Below are 16231 nucleotides of genomic sequence, written 5' to 3' on the forward strand. Positions count from 1 at the left end.
CGATAGCATCAACGCGGTGTATCAGATACACCCCGTTGATGCTATCGCGAGCAAGCCCGCTCCCACACGCGGTTTAGCTGTACACCCTGCCAAGGAGTTGGCGATGGCTTTCAAACTGGTCGAGCACGTCACGACCGATTTGCTCTTGGGTGAAGCCCATCAGGTCGTACTCCTGGTTGCCGTTGTGCAAATACACCTCGGCCCGGTAATAACGACTGCGCACTTCATCCTGTTCGGACTCGCTCGGTGCGGCCAGATAACCGTCCAGGCTGACTTCGTAGACAAACGGGTTGCCCTCTTCCATCTCCACCCGCACGCCCATGCAACGCTTGGCACTGCCCAGCAGGGTTTGCACCTCCAGGCCCCGACTGCGCAGCTGTTCTGCCGCATCTTCCAGGGCCGGGGTCACGTGTTTGTCCATAAAGCGCTGCACCACCGCCTGGGTCGGTTGCAGGTCCTGGGCAGTCAAGCGCTCGCTGAAACCTCGACGACCACGGGCGGCCAACTCGGCTTGTTCCTGCTCAACCAGGGTGTCCTGGCGCATCGCTTTGTGCAGGCCAAACATAAACAGGACCAATACCACCGAAAACGGCAGACCGGCCAGCACCACCATCGTTTGCATGGCCGCAAAGTTACCGGCGAACAACAGGCCGATGGTCACCAGAGTGATCACCGCAGACCAGAAGATACGCAGCCAGTGCGGCGCGTCTTCATCCACATCGCCGCCTTTGCACGACAGGTTGGCCATCATCACCGCGCCGGAATCCGCCGGGGTCAGGAACAGCACAAAGCCCACAAAGATCGACACGCCGATGACGATTTTCGACGCCGGGTAATGCTCAAGCAGTTGGTAAATAGCCATCGACGGCTGTTCAAGCGCCGTTTTCCCCAACTCCACCGCACCGTGGTTAACCACCAGGTCCAGTGCCGAGTTACCGAAGATCGACAGCCAGGCCAGGGTGAAGCCCAGCGGAATCAACAACACGCCCGCCACCAGTTCACGCACGGTACGACCACGGGAAATACGCGCGATGAACATCCCTACGAATGGTGCCCAGGAAATCCACCACGCCCAGTAGAACAGGGTCCACAGGCCCAGCCAGCCCTCGGTTTTCTTGCTGTCGCCTTCATACACGTACAGGTCGAAGGTTTTCATGACGATACCGTTGAGGTAGTCACCGGTGTTTTGCACAAAGCCGTTGAGCAGGTGCAGCGTGGGGCCGAACAACAACACGAAAATCAGCAAGCCGCTGAACAGCACGATGTTCAGGTTGGACAACCGGCGGATGCCGTTTTCAACGCCAGAGACAGCGGCGATGGTGGCCACAGTGCTCATCACGATGATCACGATCAGCAGGTTGGTATTGCTGTGTTCCATGCCGAACAGGTTCTCAAGCCCGGACGACACCTGCATCGAGCCAATGCCCAGGTTGGTCACCAGCCCCAGCAGGGTCACGAACATGCCGAAGCCGTCCACCGCATGGCCAGCAGCACCTTTGACCCAACGCTCGCCCATCAACGGATACAGCGCCGAACGCAGCGCCAGCGGCTGGTTGTGACGGTAGGCAAAATACGCCACGGCCAGGCCGACCAGCGCGTAAATCGCCCAGCCGTGCAGGCCCCAGTGCAGGAAGGTCAGTTGCAACGCCTGACGCGCGGCTTCGTGGCTGCCCGACACGCCTTCAGGCGGGTTGAAGTAGTGATCCAGCGGCTCGGAAGCGCCGAAATAGAGCAAGGAAATACCGATACCGGACGAAAACAACATCCCGGCCCAGGCGCCATAGCTGAAATCCGGGGTGTCTTGCTTGGTGCCCAGCTTCAGTTTGCCGTAGGACGAAAACGCCAGACCGACTACGAAGATCAGGTAAGCGGCGATCACCACCATGTAATACCAACCGAAGCTGCGCGACAGCCATTCCTGGGCAACGCCCAGAATACGACCCGCTTCTTCGGGGGCAATGATCAAAATGGCAGTCAACAACAATATCAAGGCAGTGGAGGTGTAAAACACCCAACCATTGACCGTCACCTTTTGCGGCGGGGTCTTTATAAGAGAGGCAGAACTCATTGCACGGGTGCTCCAGGCAGTGCGAGACAAGGACTTAAGGCAACGCACCACTCGACCAAAGGGTTGGATTACGACCAACGGTCGAGTGATATAAAGACACCGCTAAAAAACCGGACCCGCCCAGACCGCGTTCAGAACCTGTGTGCGTCCCCTTGAAATCAAGGGCTGCCCCGCGTGGTCTGGTGCGTTATGCCTGTTTGGACCTCCTGTCAGCGCCTGCGAAAGCCTGCTTCTGCCTAGGTTCCATGGGAATTTACCGTGTCGTTTTGCGCCATTCATGCGTAAGGAAACGACATAAATCGCGACGATTTGTCGCAGAGCTTATTCTTTGTTGATTGAACGTTCAATCAAAACAAAATAGACTGGCTGTCGTTCAGTGATGCTTATGCACTGCTCGCCGGCCCAAGGAGATTTGCGAAATGCCCAAGGTCGGTATGCAACCCATACGCCGCCAGCAGTTGATCGAAGCCACGTTGACGGCGGTCGATCAGGTCGGGATGGCAGATGCCAGCATTGCGCTGATTGCCCGTCTGGCCGGTGTGTCGAACGGCATCATCAGTCACTACTTCAAAGACAAGAACGGTCTGATTGCCGCCACCATGCGGTACTTGATGAACGTCTTGATCGACAACGTCACCGAGCGCCGCCTGGCGTTAAGCGATGACAGCCCACGGGCTCATCTGCAGGTGATTGTTGAAGGCAACTTCGACGCCAGCCAGGTCAGTGGCCCGGCAATGAAAACCTGGCTGGCCTTTTGGGCCGCCAGCATGCACCAGCCGTCGTTGCACAGATTGCAGCGGATCAACGATCACCGCTTGTATTCCAATCTGTGCTGCCAGTTTCGCCGCGTAATGCCGCAGGCCCAGGCCCGCAATGCAGCACGGGGCCTGGCAGCTCTCATCGATGGTCTATGGTTGCGGGGTGCCCTGTCGGGAGACGCGTTCGACACCGAACAGGCACAACGCATCTGCTACGAATACATGGATCTACAACTGGCGAAACAGGTGAGTTAGGCCCCAATAAATGCTTAACCCCTGAACTGTCGTGAGTTTGAGTTGCCCCAATCAGATGGCACCCGACTCACGACCAACGCCAACCACTTATGCACTTGCGAGGATTTTATGGCCCGTTTCGAACTGCAAAAACTCTACATCGACGGCGGCTACACCGACGCCGGTAGCGACGCTACTTTCGATGCCATCAACCCGGCTAACGGCGAAGTCCTCGCTCAAGTGCAACGCGCAACCAAAGAAGACGTCGAGCGCGCGGTTGTCAGCGCTGAAAAGGGCCAGAAAATCTGGGCCGCCATGACGTCCATGGAGCGCTCGCGCATCCTGCGTCGCGCCGTGGAAATCCTGCGCGAGCGCAACGATGAACTGGCCGCCCTGGAAACCCTGGACACCGGCAAGTCGTACTCCGAAACCCGTTACGTCGACATCGTGACCGGTGCCGATGTACTCGAATACTACGCAGGCCTTGCACCCGCCATTGAAGGCGAGCAAATCCCGCTGCGCACCACCTCTTTCGTTTACACCCGCCGCGAGCCGCTTGGCGTTGTAGCCGGTATCGGCGCGTGGAACTACCCTATCCAGATCGCCCTGTGGAAAGCCGCACCGGCACTGGCTGCCGGTAACGCGATGATCTTCAAGCCAAGCGAAGTCACCTCCCTGACGACCCTCAAGCTGGCCGAGATCTTCACCCAGGCGGGCCTGCCGGATGGCGTGTTCAACGTACTGACCGGCAGTGGCCGTGAAGTCGGTACCTGGCTGACCGAGCACCCGCGCATCGAAAAAATCTCGTTCACCGGCGGCACCGACACCGGCAAGAAAGTCACCGCCAGCGCCACCAGCTCGTCCTTGAAAGACGTGACCATGGAACTGGGCGGCAAGTCGCCCCTGATCATTTTCGACGACGCCGACCTGGATCGCGCCGCAGATACCGCGATGATGGCCAACTTCTACAGCTCGGGTCAGGTGTGCACCAACGGCACTCGCGTGTTTATCCCGACGGCCATGAAGGCTGCGTTTGAAGCCAAGATCCTGGAGCGCGTTGCGCGCATCCGCATCGGCAACCCGGAAGACGAAAACACCAACTTCGGCCCGCTGGTCAGCTTTGCTCACATGGAAAGTGTGCTGGGCTACATTGCCAAGGGCAAAGAAGAAGGCGCCCGCGTACTGTGCGGCGGCGAACGCCTGACCCAGGGCGATCTGGCCAAGGGCGCATTCGTGGCACCTACCGTGTTCACCGACTGCACCGACGAGATGACCATCGTCAAAGAAGAAATCTTCGGCCCGGTGATGAGCATCCTCACCTACGACACCGAAGAAGAAGTGATCCGCCGCGCCAACGACACCGAGTTCGGTCTGGCTGCGGGCGTCGTGACCCGGGACCTGAACCGCGCCCACCGCGTCATCCATCAACTGGAAGCGGGTATTTGCTGGATCAACGCCTGGGGCGAGTCCGACGCAAAAATGCCGGTAGGCGGCTACAAGCAATCGGGCATTGGCCGTGAAAACGGCATCAGCTCGCTGGCTCAGTACACCCGGATCAAATCGGTACAGGTAGAGCTGGGCGACTACGTCTCGGTGTTCTAAACCCAACTGGCAGCCGATTACCTGTAGTCGCTGCCACAGGCTGCGATGAAGTCCGTGGAGGCTTCGGGAAAACGGGTTGCTGAGCAACCCTTCGCAGCCTTCGGCAGCGACTACAGGCTTGTTTATTTCAAAGAGGGTGCATTTTATGTCCCAAGAATTCGATTACATCATCATTGGTGCCGGCTCTGCCGGTAACACCCTGGCGACCCGTCTGACTGAAGACCAAGGCGTCACCGTGCTGCTGCTTGAAGCGGGCGGCCCGGACTACCGTTTCGACTTCCGTACCCAGATGCCGGCCGCCCTGGCATTCCCGCTGCAGGGTCGTCGCTACAACTGGGCCTTCGAAACCGATCCAGAGCCACACATGGACAATCGCCGCATGGAATGTGGCCGTGGCAAGGGTCTGGGCGGTTCGTCCCTGATCAACGGCATGTGCTACATCCGTGGCAACGCGATGGACTACGACGGCTGGGCAAAACTGCCAGGCCTCGAAGACTGGGATTACCTGAACTGCCTGCCGTACTTCCGTAAAGCCGAAACCCGCGACATCGGCCCCAACGATTACCACGGTGGCGATGGCCCGGTCAGCGTGACCACGCCCAAAGCCGGGAACAACGTGTTGTTCCACGCCATGGTTGAAGCAGGCGTACAGGCCGGCTACCCGCGTACCGAAGACCTGAACGGCTATCAGCAGGAAGGTTTTGGCCCGATGGACCGCACCGTGACGCCTAACGGCCGTCGCGCCAGTACCGCCCGTGGCTACCTGGACACCGCCAAGCAGCGCTCGACGCTGACCATCGTGACCCACGCCCTGACCGACAAGATCGTTTTTGAAGGCAAGCGCGCCGTTGGCGTTTCCTACATGGTCGGCGACAGCGACACCCGCATCCAGGCCAAGGCCCGTAAAGAAGTGCTGCTGTGCAGCGGCGCAATTGGTTCGCCAACCGTGCTGCAACGCTCCGGCGTCGGCCCGGCCGAACTGCTCAACAGCCTCGATATTCCGGTCGTTCACGACCTGCCGGGCGTTGGCCAGAACCTGCAGGATCACCTTGAGCTGTACCTGCAGTACGCCTGTACCCAGCCGGTTTCGCTGTACCCGTCGCTCTTGTGGTGGAACCAGCCGGCCATTGGCGCCGAGTGGATGTTCCTGGGCAAAGGCATTGGTGCCAGCAACCAGTTCGAAGCCGGTGGTTTTATCCGCACCCGCGAAGAATTCGAATGGCCGAACATTCAGTACCACTTCCTGCCGGTAGCGATTAACTACAACGGCAGCAATGGCGTAAAAGAACACGGTTTCCAGGCGCACATGGGCTCCATGCGTTCGCCAAGCCGTGGCCGGATCAACGTGAAGTCCAAGGACCCGCGTGAGTACCCGAGCATCCTGTTCAACTACATGGCAGCCGAGCAAGACTGGCAGGAATTCCGTGACGGCATCCGCCTGACCCGCGAAATCATGCAGCAGCCTGCGCTGGATGCGTACCGTGGCCGCGAAATCAGCCCTGGCATCGACAAGCAGACCGACGAAGAGCTGGATACCTTTATCCGCGAACACGCCGAGACTGCATTCCACCCGTCCTGCTCGTGCAAGATGGGCACCGACGAGATGGCCGTGGTAGACGCCGAAGGCCGCGTGCATGGGATGCAGGGTCTGCGTGTGGTCGATGCGTCGATCATGCCGCTGATCACGACTGGCAACCTCAACGCACCGACGATCATGATTGCCGAGAAAATCGCCGACAAGATCCGTGGCCGCCAGCCGTTGCCGCGCAGCACTGCCGACTACTACGTGGCAGGCGATGCACCGGTTCGCGGCAAGCCGCTGCGTGAAGTCAGCCGTACCGCGCAGTAAGCACACCACCCTGTAGTCGCTGCCGCAGGCTGCGAAAAGGGCCGAAGGACCTTCGCTTTTGAAATGAGCGAACCCTTCGGGCCCGATCGCAGCCTTCGGCAGCGGCTACAGGTTTGTTGCCGTTTTTGGTTTCATCTTCCCCCCCGCTTGCCCCCGGCCTCAACGCAGGCCTACTCTGTTGCCTCGTTTCGCTCCCCTATTCCAAACCTCGATACGTTTCCCGTTTTTCGGAGGTCAGTGCATGTTCGATTTTTACCCTCAGCTCAAGCAACGCTTTGGCGCGTTGCGCACCCGGGCCGAGTTCTTTTCGCTGCGTTATGTGCGCGAGTCCGGGCAATACCTGTCGGTACGCAAGAACGTCGCAGAACCTCCTTCATTCAATCACGATCAGGGCGCGATGCTCACGGTGCGGCTCAAGGGTGTCGAAGCCTACGCCGCCACCAATGACCTGTCGCAAGCCGGCTTGCAGGCAGCCCTGGAACGTGCCGAGGCACAGGCTCAACTGATTGCTGCCCACGCCCTGCTCGATCTGAGCCAGGAGCCGGTGTCCCACGAACGCGCTGACTACTACTCGCCCCATCTCGATCAAGCATTCCCGTCACTCAACGAATGCTTTGAACTGTTGGGCGCTGAGTCGGCTGCCGTCCCCAAGGACGAGCGGCTGGTCAGCTGGGACGTTTCGTTGGGCCTCAATCACGTCGAGCAGATCTATCTCAACAGCGCTGGCGCCGAGTTGCGCCGGGCACAACGTTTTGTCTACCCGGGCATCAGCGTCACCGCCTATGACGGCAACGACAGCCAGACCCGCAGCCTGGGCCGCGAAAACTTCGGTCAGCAAGGTGGCGCCGACGTGATCAGCCGCTGCGGGTTGATCGGAGCCGCGCCAAAGGTCGCCGACCAGGCCCTGCAATTGCTGCTGGCACCCAATGCCCCAAGCGGCAAACGCGACCTGCTGCTGATGCCCGACCAGATGATCCTGCAAATCCACGAATCCATCGGCCACCCGCTGGAACTGGACCGCATCCTCGGTGACGAGCGCAATTACGCAGGCACCAGCTTCGTCAAGGCCAGCGACTTTGGCAGCCTGCAGTACGGTTCCAAACTGCTGAACGTCACCTTCGACCCTGACATTCCCGAGCAGTTGGCCAGCTACAGCTTCGACGATGACGGCACACCGGCCCACAAGGAGTTCCTGATCCGCGAAGGCCTGCTGCTGCGGCCTTTGGGCGGCGCGCTGTCGCAGTTCCGGTCGGGCCTTGATGGCGTGGCCAACAGCCGCGCCTGCGGCTGGAACCGCCCTCCGATCGACCGCATGGCCAACCTCAATATCGAACCTGGCGACCAGTCGATGGCCCAACTGATTGGCGGCATTGAACACGGCATCCTGATGGCCACCAACCGTTCCTGGTCGATTGACGATGCGCGCAACAAGTTCCAGTTCGGTTGCGAGTGGGGCCAGTTGATCGAGAACGGCGAACTCAAGGGCGTGGTGAAAAACCCCAACTACCGGGGTATTTCCGATCAGTTCTGGCGCAACCTCAGCGCCGTGGGTGACGCCAGTACCTTCAAGGTGCTGGGCACGCCGAACTGCGGCAAGGGCGAACCCAATCAGGTGATTCGCGTAGGGCATGCGTCACCCGCGTGCGTGTTCAATCAGATTGATGTGTTTGGAGGCGATGTCTGATGAGTACCCCATTGAGTCAGGCCGAGCAGTTCAAGGCGTTGGTCGAATGGCTGGGCAAGGCCATTCGACCGCCAGAGCAGTTCACCCTGAGCTACGACGCCGAAGCCTCGGAGTTCATCCGTTTCAACAAGGGCAAGGTGCGCCAGGCCGGGCGTGTGCAGCAGGCCAGCCTGAGCCTGAAACTGATCAACGACGGCCGCCACGGGGATATCCGCCTTACCCTGGCCGGTGAGCCGGATGTCGACAAACAGCGCCTGGCCGACGCGGTGCAACAACTGCGTGACACTTTGCCGTTGTTGCCCGCCGACCCTTATTTATTGCTGAACCCCCAGCCTTGGCACAGTCATGAGGTGCAGGACCATCCACTGCCGGACACCGCTCGGGTCCTGGATGAAATCCGCCGTGCGTGCGACGGCGTCGATCTGGTGGGGTTTTATGCCTGCGGCCCGATCAGCTATGGCTACGCCAGTTCCGAAGGTGCGTTTGGCTGGCATCAGGCCAACAGTTTCAACTTCGACTGGAGCCTGTTCCACAGCAACGGCCAAGCGGTGAAAGCCAGCTACGCCGGGGCCGATTGGGACAGCGAACGTTTCGCCCAGCGCATGCAACTGGCCCGTGAGCAACTGAGCTTTCTGGATCGCCCGCTCCATGCCCTGGCACCCGGCGAGTACAGGGCCTACCTGGCCCCCGCGGCGCTGGAAGAAGTGATGAGCATGTTGTGCTGGGGCGGTTTTTCGGCACAGGCGCTGGCCAGCAAATCCAGCCCATTGCAGCGACTGTACGGCGGTGATGCGCAACTGAGCCCCCTGGTGTCATTTGACGAGCAGGTCAGCCAGTCCCTGAGCCCGGCGTTTTCCGGCGAAGGGTATCCGCGCCAGGACTTGTCCCTGGTCAAGCACGGCAAGGCCAACCAGCAACTGGTGGGTTCGCGCAGTGCTGCCGAATATGGCCTTGAGGTCAACGGCGCGCCACAGGGCGAGGCGCCGAGCGCACTGGCGATGGCGGCGGGTACGCTGGAGCAGGCCGATATTCTCAAGCAATTGGGCACCGGGTTGTACATCAGCAACCTGTGGTACTTGAACTACTCGGACCAACCGGCCGCGCGCCTGACCGGCATGACCCGTTTTGCCACCTTCTGGGTCGAAAACGGCGAGATAAAGGCCCCGGTCAACACCATGCGTTTTGATGACAGCGTCTATAGTCTGCTGGGCTCGCAGTTGGAGGCACTGACGGCAGATCGTGAGTTGTTGCTGTCGGCCAGCACCTACGACCAGCGCCAGACTGCGTCGAATCTGCTGCCGGGAGCGTTGGTCAAGAAGCTCACGCTGACGCTGTAATACCTGTAGTCGCTGCCGAAGGCTGCGATGAAGTCCGTGGAGGCTTCGGGAAAACGGGTTGCTGGGCAACCCTTCGCAGCCTTCGGCAGCGACTACAAAGAATGCTCATCATAAAAAAGAGGTCTTATGCCCGTACGCCCGGTTCTGAGTCCTGAAACCCTGCGCTGGTTGCCGTGGGTTGTGGCCATCGCGTTTTTCATGCAGTCGCTCGACGGCACCATCCTCAACACCGCCCTGCCCGACATGGCCAGGGACTTGAAAGAAAACCCGCTGCGCATGCAAGGCGTGATCGTTGCCTACATGCTTACCGTGGCCCTGCTGATCCCTGCCTCGGGCTGGATTGCCGACCGCTTCGGCACCAAGAAAATCTTCTTCAGCGCCATTCTGCTGTTCAGTTTCGGCTCGTTGCTTTGTGCGTTGTCCAACACCCTCAACGAGCTGATTGGGGCACGGATCATCCAGGGCCTGGGCGGTGCGCTGATGCTGCCCATCGGACGGCTGGTGGTGCTCAAGGCTTACCCGCGCTCGGAGTTGGTGCGGATCATGGGGTTTATCACCATCCCGGGCCTGCTCGGTCCATTGATCGGCCCCACGATGGGCGGCTGGATGGTGCAGTACCTGAGCTGGCACTGGATTTTCCTGATCAATCTGCCGGTGGGCGTTCTGGGCTGCTGGGCAGTCTGGCACTTCATTCCGGACCTGCGCGGCAGCGAGCGCACCCGCTTCGACGGGCTGGGTTTCGTGCTGTTTGGCGCCGCGATGATATTTATCACCATTGCGATGGAGGGGCTGGGCGAGTTGCACATGCCGCATTTGCGCGTGATGTTGCTGCTCTTCGCCGGGATGGCGTGCCTGGCGGCCTACTGGTTGCGGGCGGGCAATATCAGCAACCCGCTGTTCTCGCCGGCACTGTTCAAAACCAAAACCTTTGCGGTGGGTATTCTGGGTAACCTGTTTGCTCGCCTGGGCAGCGGGGCGCTACCGTTCCTGGTGCCGTTGCTGCTGCAAGTGGCGCTGGGCTACTCGCCGTCACAAGCCGGGATGAGCATGCTGCCACTGGCCGCAGCCGCCATGCTGGCCAAGTGGATAGCCCGACCGCTGATCGAGCGCGCGGGGTATCGCACGGTACTCACGGCCAACACCTTTGCCCTGGGCCTGATGCTGGCCAGCATGGGCCTGGTCACCGAACACACGCCCTACCCGCTGTTGCTGTCAATGCTGGCCGTTTTGGGGGCGATCAACTCGTTGCAGTTCACCGCGATGAATACCGTCACCCTGATCGACCTCGATGACGCCAGCGCCAGCAGCGGCAACAGTTTGCTGTCGGTGGTGGCGCAATTGTCCTTGAGCCTGGGCGTGGCCTGCGCCGGGGCATTGCTCGGCGGCTTCACTGGCGATGGCGGCAGCGACGGGGTGGACACGGTGCTCGGGGCATTCCAGCTGACCTTCCTCACGGTCGGGATCATGGCGATGCTGGCAGCGGCTATTTTCCTGCAACTGTCACCGCAGGACGGCCGCAAACCCAAGGCCAACTCGGAGCATGACCTGGAACATTAAGCGACTTTTTAATCAGAACTGGATGACATCTCGTCCAGAATGTTCAGGCAAAGGGCATGGGACTGGTACACTGCGCGACATTTTGTTTTGCAGGCCAGTCCCGTGACCACCATTGCCACCGCTTTTAACACTCTGCCTCTGTCCGCCGCCATGCTGGCTAACCTCGACTCCCTCGGTTATGCCCAGATGACGCCGATTCAGGCGCAGAGCTTGCCGGTGATCCTCAAAGGCATGGACCTGATCGCTCAGGCCAAGACCGGCAGTGGCAAAACTGCCGCCTTCGGCATCGGCCTGCTGAACCCGATCAACCCGCGCTTCTTCGGCTGCCAGGCCCTCGTGATCTGCCCGACCCGCGAACTGGCTGACCAGGTTGCCAAGGAAATCCGCCGTCTGGCCCGCGCCGAAGACAACATCAAAGTGCTGACCCTGTGTGGCGGCGTGTCTTTCGGTCCGCAAATCGGTTCGCTGGAGCACGGTGCGCACATCATCGTCGGCACGCCGGGCCGCATTCAGCAGCATTTGCGCAAAGGCTCGCTGGTACTGGACGGTCTGAACACTCTGGTACTGGACGAAGCGGACCGCATGCTGGACATGGGTTTCTACGATGCCATCGAAGACATCATTGTAAAAACCCCGGAGCGTCGCCAGACCCTGCTGTTCTCGGCCACCTACCCGGCCGGTATCAAGCAACTGTCGTCCAAGTTCATGCGCAACCCTCAGCAAGTAAAAGCCGAGGCGCTGCACACTGACAGCCAGATCGAACAACGCTTCTACGAAATCTCCCCTGAAGAGCGCATGAGCGCTGTAACCAAGGTGCTGGGCCATTTCCGCCCGCAATCTTGCGTAGCGTTCTGCTTCACCAAGCAGCAGGTTCAGGAAACCGTTGATCACCTGACGTCCAAAGGCATTTCGGCTGTTGGCCTGCATGGCGATCTGGAACAGCGCGACCGTGACCAGGTGCTGGCGATGTTTGCCAACCGCTCGACTTCAGTACTGGTTGCCACCGACGTAGCGGCCCGTGGTCTGGACATCGACGCGCTGGACATGGTGCTCAACGTTGAGCTGGCCCGTGATTCGGAAATCCACATTCACCGTGTTGGCCGTACCGGCCGCGCTGGCGAAAAAGGTGTTGCGATCAGCCTGGTTGCCCCGTCCGAAGCGCACCGCGCCCAGGCCATCGAGCAGCTGCAGAAAGCCCCGCTGAACTGGGAAACCCTGGACACCCTGACCTCCCAGGGCGGCGCACCGTTGCTGCCGGCCATGAGCACGCTGGTGATCGGTGCCGGTCGTAAAGACAAGGTTCGTCCGGGCGATATCCTCGGTGCCCTGACGGGTGACGCGGGCATCCCGGGTGCCCAGGTTGGCAAGATCGCGATCTTTGACTTCCAGGCCTACGTGGCCGTTGACCGCACCGTGGCCAAACAGGCTGCCCAGCGCTTGAGCGAAGGCAAAATCAAAGGCCGCGTATTGCGCGTTCGGGTTTTGTAAGAGATCGCCTGAACACTGGCGATCACATGTGGGAGCGGGCTTGCCCGCGATGCAAACAACTCGGTTCAGCTGAATCACCGGGGTGCTGCAATCGCGAGCAAGCCCGCTCCCACATTAGGTTTGGATTGACTATGAATTTTGTGAGGACACCGCTTTGCGCTCTACCGACGTTGTGATTATTGGCGCTGGCGCCGCTGGTTTGATGTGCGCGCTGACCGCTGCCGGTCGCGGGCGAAAGGTCATGCTCATCGACCACGCCAACAAGGCGGGCAAAAAGATCCTGATGTCGGGCGGTGGCCGCTGCAACTTCACCAACATGTACACCGAACCCAACAATTTTCTGTCGCAGAACCCGCACTTCTGCAAGTCGGCCCTGGCCCGCTACACCCAGTGGGACTTTATCGAGATGGTCGCCAAACACGGCGTGCCCTATCACGAGAAAAAACTCGGCCAACTGTTCTGCGATAACAAATCCAGCGACATCCTGGAAATGCTCCTCGATGAGTGCCAAAAAGCAGGCGTCAGCCTGCACCTGGACACCTCGGTCGAGCAGATCGAAAAAACCGACAACGGTTACAGCCTCAACACAACGCTGGGGCCGATTGACTGCCTGTCGCTGGTGGTCGCCACCGGCGGCCTGTCGATCCCGACGCTCGGTGCCACCGGCTTCGGCTATCAAATCGCCAGGCAATTTGGCCACACCTTGCTGCCCACCCGCGCGGGCCTGGTGCCGTTCACCATCACCGACCAGCTCAAAGAGATCTGTACCGAACTCTCGGGCACGTCAGTCGACTGCCTGGTGAGCTGCAACGATCAGAGCTTCCGGGAAAATATCCTGTTCACCCATCGAGGCTTGAGCGGACCGGCGATTTTGCAGATTTCGTCGTTCTGGAATACCGGCGACACGGTTGAAATCAACCTGCTGCCCGACCTCGATGCGCTGAGCTGGTTGCAAACCCAGCAGGCCGAACGCCCCAACAGCGAACTGAAAACCCTGCTCGGTGAGATTTTCACCAAGAAGATGGCCAACCTGTTGGCCGAGCACTGGTTCGAGTCCAAGCCCATGAAGCAGTACACCCCGGGTGAACTGGCGCACGTGGCTGACAAACTGGCGAGCTGGAAAGTGATACCGGCTGGCACTGAAGGCTACCGCACTGCTGAAGTGACCCTGGGCGGGGTTGATACCCGCGAAGTGTCTTCCAAGACCATGGAGTCGCTGAAAAGCCCCGGCCTGTACTTTGTGGGTGAAGTGCTGGATGTGAGCGGCCACCTGGGCGGCTTCAACTTTCAGTGGGCGTGGGCTTCGGGGTATGCGGCGGCGCAGTACGTTTAACGCCAGGTGGCATTAAAAATATTTTGTGTTCGATGTGACAGTGCCATTGCGCTGTCGTCTTAACTGGCTCAAGTTAGCGAATCACGAGCCAGGCACCGCCACTCCATGTCATCGAAAAGCTTTCAGCATTCCCTGCGCCGCTTGTGGGCGCTGGACAAGTTCAGTTACAGCGTGCGGGTGTTTGTCGCCCTGACCGGCAGCATGGCTTTTTGCTGGTATCAGGATGAAATGTCGCTGCTGATCCCGCTGTTCCTGGGGATTATCGCCAGCGCGCTGTCCGAGACTGATGACAGTTGGCAAGGCCGACTGAACGCTTTGCTGGTAACGCTGGTGTGCTTCACCGCCTCGGCACTCAGTGTCGAACTGCTCTTCCCCTATCCCTGGCTGATGGTCTGCGCGCTTGCCCTGGCCAGCTTCGGCCTGACCATGCTCGGTGCGCTGGGCGAGCGCTACGGGGCGATTGCTTCGGCCACACTGATTCTGGCCGTGTACACCATGATTGGCGTCGACCAGCGGGGTGGCGAAGTCACCAATTTCTGGCATGAACCCTTGCTGCTGGTGGCGGGCGCGGCCTGGTACGGGATGCTGTCGGTACTGTGGCAGGCGCTGTTTTCCAATCAACCGGTACAGCAAAGCCTGGCGCGGTTGTTCTGGGAGCTGGGCCTGTACCTGAAGATCAAATCGTCGCTGTTCGAGCCGATCCGCAAGCTGGATGTCGAAGCCGGCCGACTGGAACTGGCGCGGCAAAACGGACGTGTGGTGGCCGCGCTCAATACCGCCAAAGAGATCATTCTGCACCGGGTCGGCAACTCCCGGCCGGGCTCCAAGCTCAGCCGCTACCTCAAGCTGTACTTCCTGGCGCAGGACATCCACGAACGCGCCAGTTCTTCGCACTACCCCTACAACGCCCTGGCCGAAGCCTTCTTCCACAGTGACGTGATGTTCCGCTGCCAACGCCTGCTGCGCCAGCAAGGCGTGGCCTGTCAGCGCCTGTCGGAGTCGATCAAGCTGCGCCAGCCGTTTGTCTACGACGACAGCTTTGCCGAAGCGCTGAGCGACTTGCACGCCTCGCTCGAACACTTGCGCATCCAGAGCAACCCGGCCTGGCGCGGACTGTTGCGTTCACTGCGGGCACTGGCCGCCAACCTGGGCACCCTCGACCGTTTGTTGAGCGACGCCAGTAACCCCGACAACCTGGCAGATGCCACCGACAGCAGCCTGCTGGACCGTTCGCCACGCAACCTCAAGGACGTGTGGTCGCGCCTGCGTCAGCACCTCACACCCACGTCGCTGATCTTTCGCCACGCCTTGCGTCTGCCTTTGGCCCTGAGCATCGGTTTTGCGATGGTGCACTGGATTCACCCGAGCCAGGGCTACTGGATCATCCTCACCACGCTGTTCGTGTGTCAGCCAAGTTACGGCGCCACCCGACGCAAATTCAGCCAGCGCATCATCGGCACCGCCATCGGCCTGGCCGTGGGCTGGGCGCTGTTCGATCTGTTCCCCAACCCGCTGGTGCAGTCGATGTTTGCGGTGGTGGCCGGTGTGGTGTTCTTTATCAACCGCACCACGCGCTACACCTTGAGCACCGCAGCCATCACCCTGATGATCCTGTTTTGCTTCAACCAGGTGGGCGACGGCTACGGGCTGTTCCTGCCGCGACTGTTCGATACCCTGGTGGGCAGCGTGATTGCGGCGGCAGCGGTATTCCTGTTCTTGCCGGACTGGCAGGGCCGACGCCTGAATCAGGTACTGGCCAATACCTTGAGCTGCAACAGCCAGTATCTGCGCCAGATCATGCAGCAGTACGCCCAGGGCAAAAGCGACAACCTCGCCTATCGCCTTGCGCGGCGTAACGCCCATAACGCCGATGCGGCGCTGTCGACCACACTGGCCAATATGCTGATGGAACCGGGGCACTTCCGTAAGGATGCCGACATGGGCTTCCGCTTTCTGGTGCTGTCCCACACCTTGCTCAGCTATTTGTCAGGACTGGGCGCTCACCGTGACACCGAGCTGCCCGGTGAAGTGCGGGAACAGTTGATCGAGGGCGCCGGACGCAGGATTGCCGACAGCATTGACCAGATCGCACAGGATCTGGCGTCCAAGCAGGCGGTGGCGGTACAAAGTGATGATGAAGAAGCACTGGCCAGCGAGCTTGAGCAAATGCCCGACGAGATCGATGAAAACCAGCGTCTGGTGCAAACCCAACTGGCGTTGATTTGCCGTCAGCTCGGGCCGCTGCGCACCCTGGCTGCACATTTGGTCAAGGCACCTTAGAACTTGGCGCGAGTACACATCGCGCCTACTATCGGGTCATA

At 60.2% G+C, this 16231-nt stretch carries 10 protein-coding genes; 9 read left to right on the forward strand and 1 reads right to left on the reverse strand.

Annotation, left to right across the window (positions count from 1 at the left end; all coding sequences use genetic code 11):
• Nucleotides 1-73: 73 nt before the first annotated feature.
• Entirely contained in the window at nucleotides 74-2011 is a 1938-nt protein-coding gene (locus KO536_RS19045) for a BCCT family transporter (RefSeq protein ID WP_326399150.1), read from the reverse strand.
• Nucleotides 2012-2487: 476 nt separating this feature from the next.
• Here KO536_RS19045 and betI point away from each other — a divergent pair, with 476 nt between their 5' ends.
• From betI to yccS, 9 genes are all read left to right on the forward strand, one after another.
• Entirely contained in the window at nucleotides 2488-3081 is a 594-nt protein-coding gene (gene betI, locus KO536_RS19050) for a transcriptional regulator BetI (protein WP_019822931.1), read from the forward strand.
• A 108-nt stretch (nucleotides 3082-3189) separates the two neighbouring features.
• Nucleotides 3190-4662, forward strand: coding sequence for a betaine-aldehyde dehydrogenase (gene betB, locus KO536_RS19055; protein ID WP_219262648.1), 1473 nt, complete (start codon nucleotides 3190-3192; stop codon nucleotides 4660-4662).
• 145 nt (nucleotides 4663-4807) lie between these two features.
• Nucleotides 4808-6511, forward strand: a complete 1704-nt coding sequence (gene betA, locus KO536_RS19060) for a choline dehydrogenase (protein ID WP_219262649.1) — start codon at nucleotides 4808-4810, stop codon at nucleotides 6509-6511.
• Nucleotides 6512-6752: 241 nt separating this feature from the next.
• Nucleotides 6753-8195 carry a TldD/PmbA family protein gene (locus KO536_RS19065; RefSeq protein WP_219262650.1) on the forward strand — a complete coding sequence of 481 codons (1443 nt, stop codon included), beginning with the start codon at nucleotides 6753-6755 and terminating at the stop codon, nucleotides 8193-8195.
• Nucleotides 8195-9532, forward strand: coding sequence for a TldD/PmbA family protein (locus KO536_RS19070; RefSeq protein WP_219262651.1), 1338 nt, complete (start codon nucleotides 8195-8197; stop codon nucleotides 9530-9532). The genes KO536_RS19065 and KO536_RS19070 overlap by 1 nt, the downstream gene beginning before the upstream one ends.
• A 126-nt stretch (nucleotides 9533-9658) precedes the next feature.
• Nucleotides 9659-11089 carry a multidrug transporter subunit MdtD gene (gene mdtD / locus KO536_RS19075; RefSeq protein ID WP_133075215.1) on the forward strand — a complete coding sequence of 477 codons (1431 nt, stop codon included), beginning with the start codon at nucleotides 9659-9661 and terminating at the stop codon, nucleotides 11087-11089.
• 150 nt (nucleotides 11090-11239) lie between these two features.
• A complete protein-coding gene (gene dbpA / locus KO536_RS19080) occupies nucleotides 11240-12577 on the forward strand; it encodes an ATP-dependent RNA helicase DbpA (RefSeq protein ID WP_241486165.1) in 1338 nt (445 codons plus the stop codon).
• A gap of 154 nt (nucleotides 12578-12731) precedes the next feature.
• Nucleotides 12732-13910 (forward strand): NAD(P)/FAD-dependent oxidoreductase, encoded by a 1179-nt coding sequence (locus KO536_RS19085; RefSeq protein ID WP_133075214.1) that lies wholly within the window; start codon nucleotides 12732-12734, stop codon nucleotides 13908-13910.
• Between the two features lie 105 nt (nucleotides 13911-14015).
• A complete protein-coding gene (yccS, locus tag KO536_RS19090) occupies nucleotides 14016-16190 on the forward strand; it encodes a YccS family putative transporter (protein WP_133075213.1) in 2175 nt (724 codons plus the stop codon).
• Nucleotides 16191-16231 lie beyond the last annotated feature (41 nt).

Origin of the sequence: Pseudomonas sp. NKUCC02_KPG (assembly GCF_019345465.1) — a bacterium.
GTDB lineage: Bacteria > Pseudomonadota > Gammaproteobacteria > Pseudomonadales > Pseudomonadaceae > Aquipseudomonas.

Coding starts and splice junctions, on each gene's coding strand:
- yccS (WP_133075213.1), top strand. CDS start 14,016: ATGTCATCGAAAAGCTTTCAGCATTCCCTGCGCCGCTTGTGGGCGCTG.
- betA (WP_219262649.1), top strand. CDS start 4,808: ATGTCCCAAGAATTCGATTACATCATCATTGGTGCCGGCTCTGCCGGT.
- mdtD (WP_133075215.1), top strand. CDS start 9,659: ATGCCCGTACGCCCGGTTCTGAGTCCTGAAACCCTGCGCTGGTTGCCG.
- KO536_RS19065 (WP_219262650.1), top strand. CDS start 6,753: ATGTTCGATTTTTACCCTCAGCTCAAGCAACGCTTTGGCGCGTTGCGC.
- betB (WP_219262648.1), top strand. CDS start 3,190: ATGGCCCGTTTCGAACTGCAAAAACTCTACATCGACGGCGGCTACACC.
- betI (WP_019822931.1), top strand. CDS start 2,488: ATGCCCAAGGTCGGTATGCAACCCATACGCCGCCAGCAGTTGATCGAA.
- KO536_RS19070 (WP_219262651.1), top strand. CDS start 8,195: ATGAGTACCCCATTGAGTCAGGCCGAGCAGTTCAAGGCGTTGGTCGAA.
- dbpA (WP_241486165.1), top strand. CDS start 11,240: ATGCTGGCTAACCTCGACTCCCTCGGTTATGCCCAGATGACGCCGATT.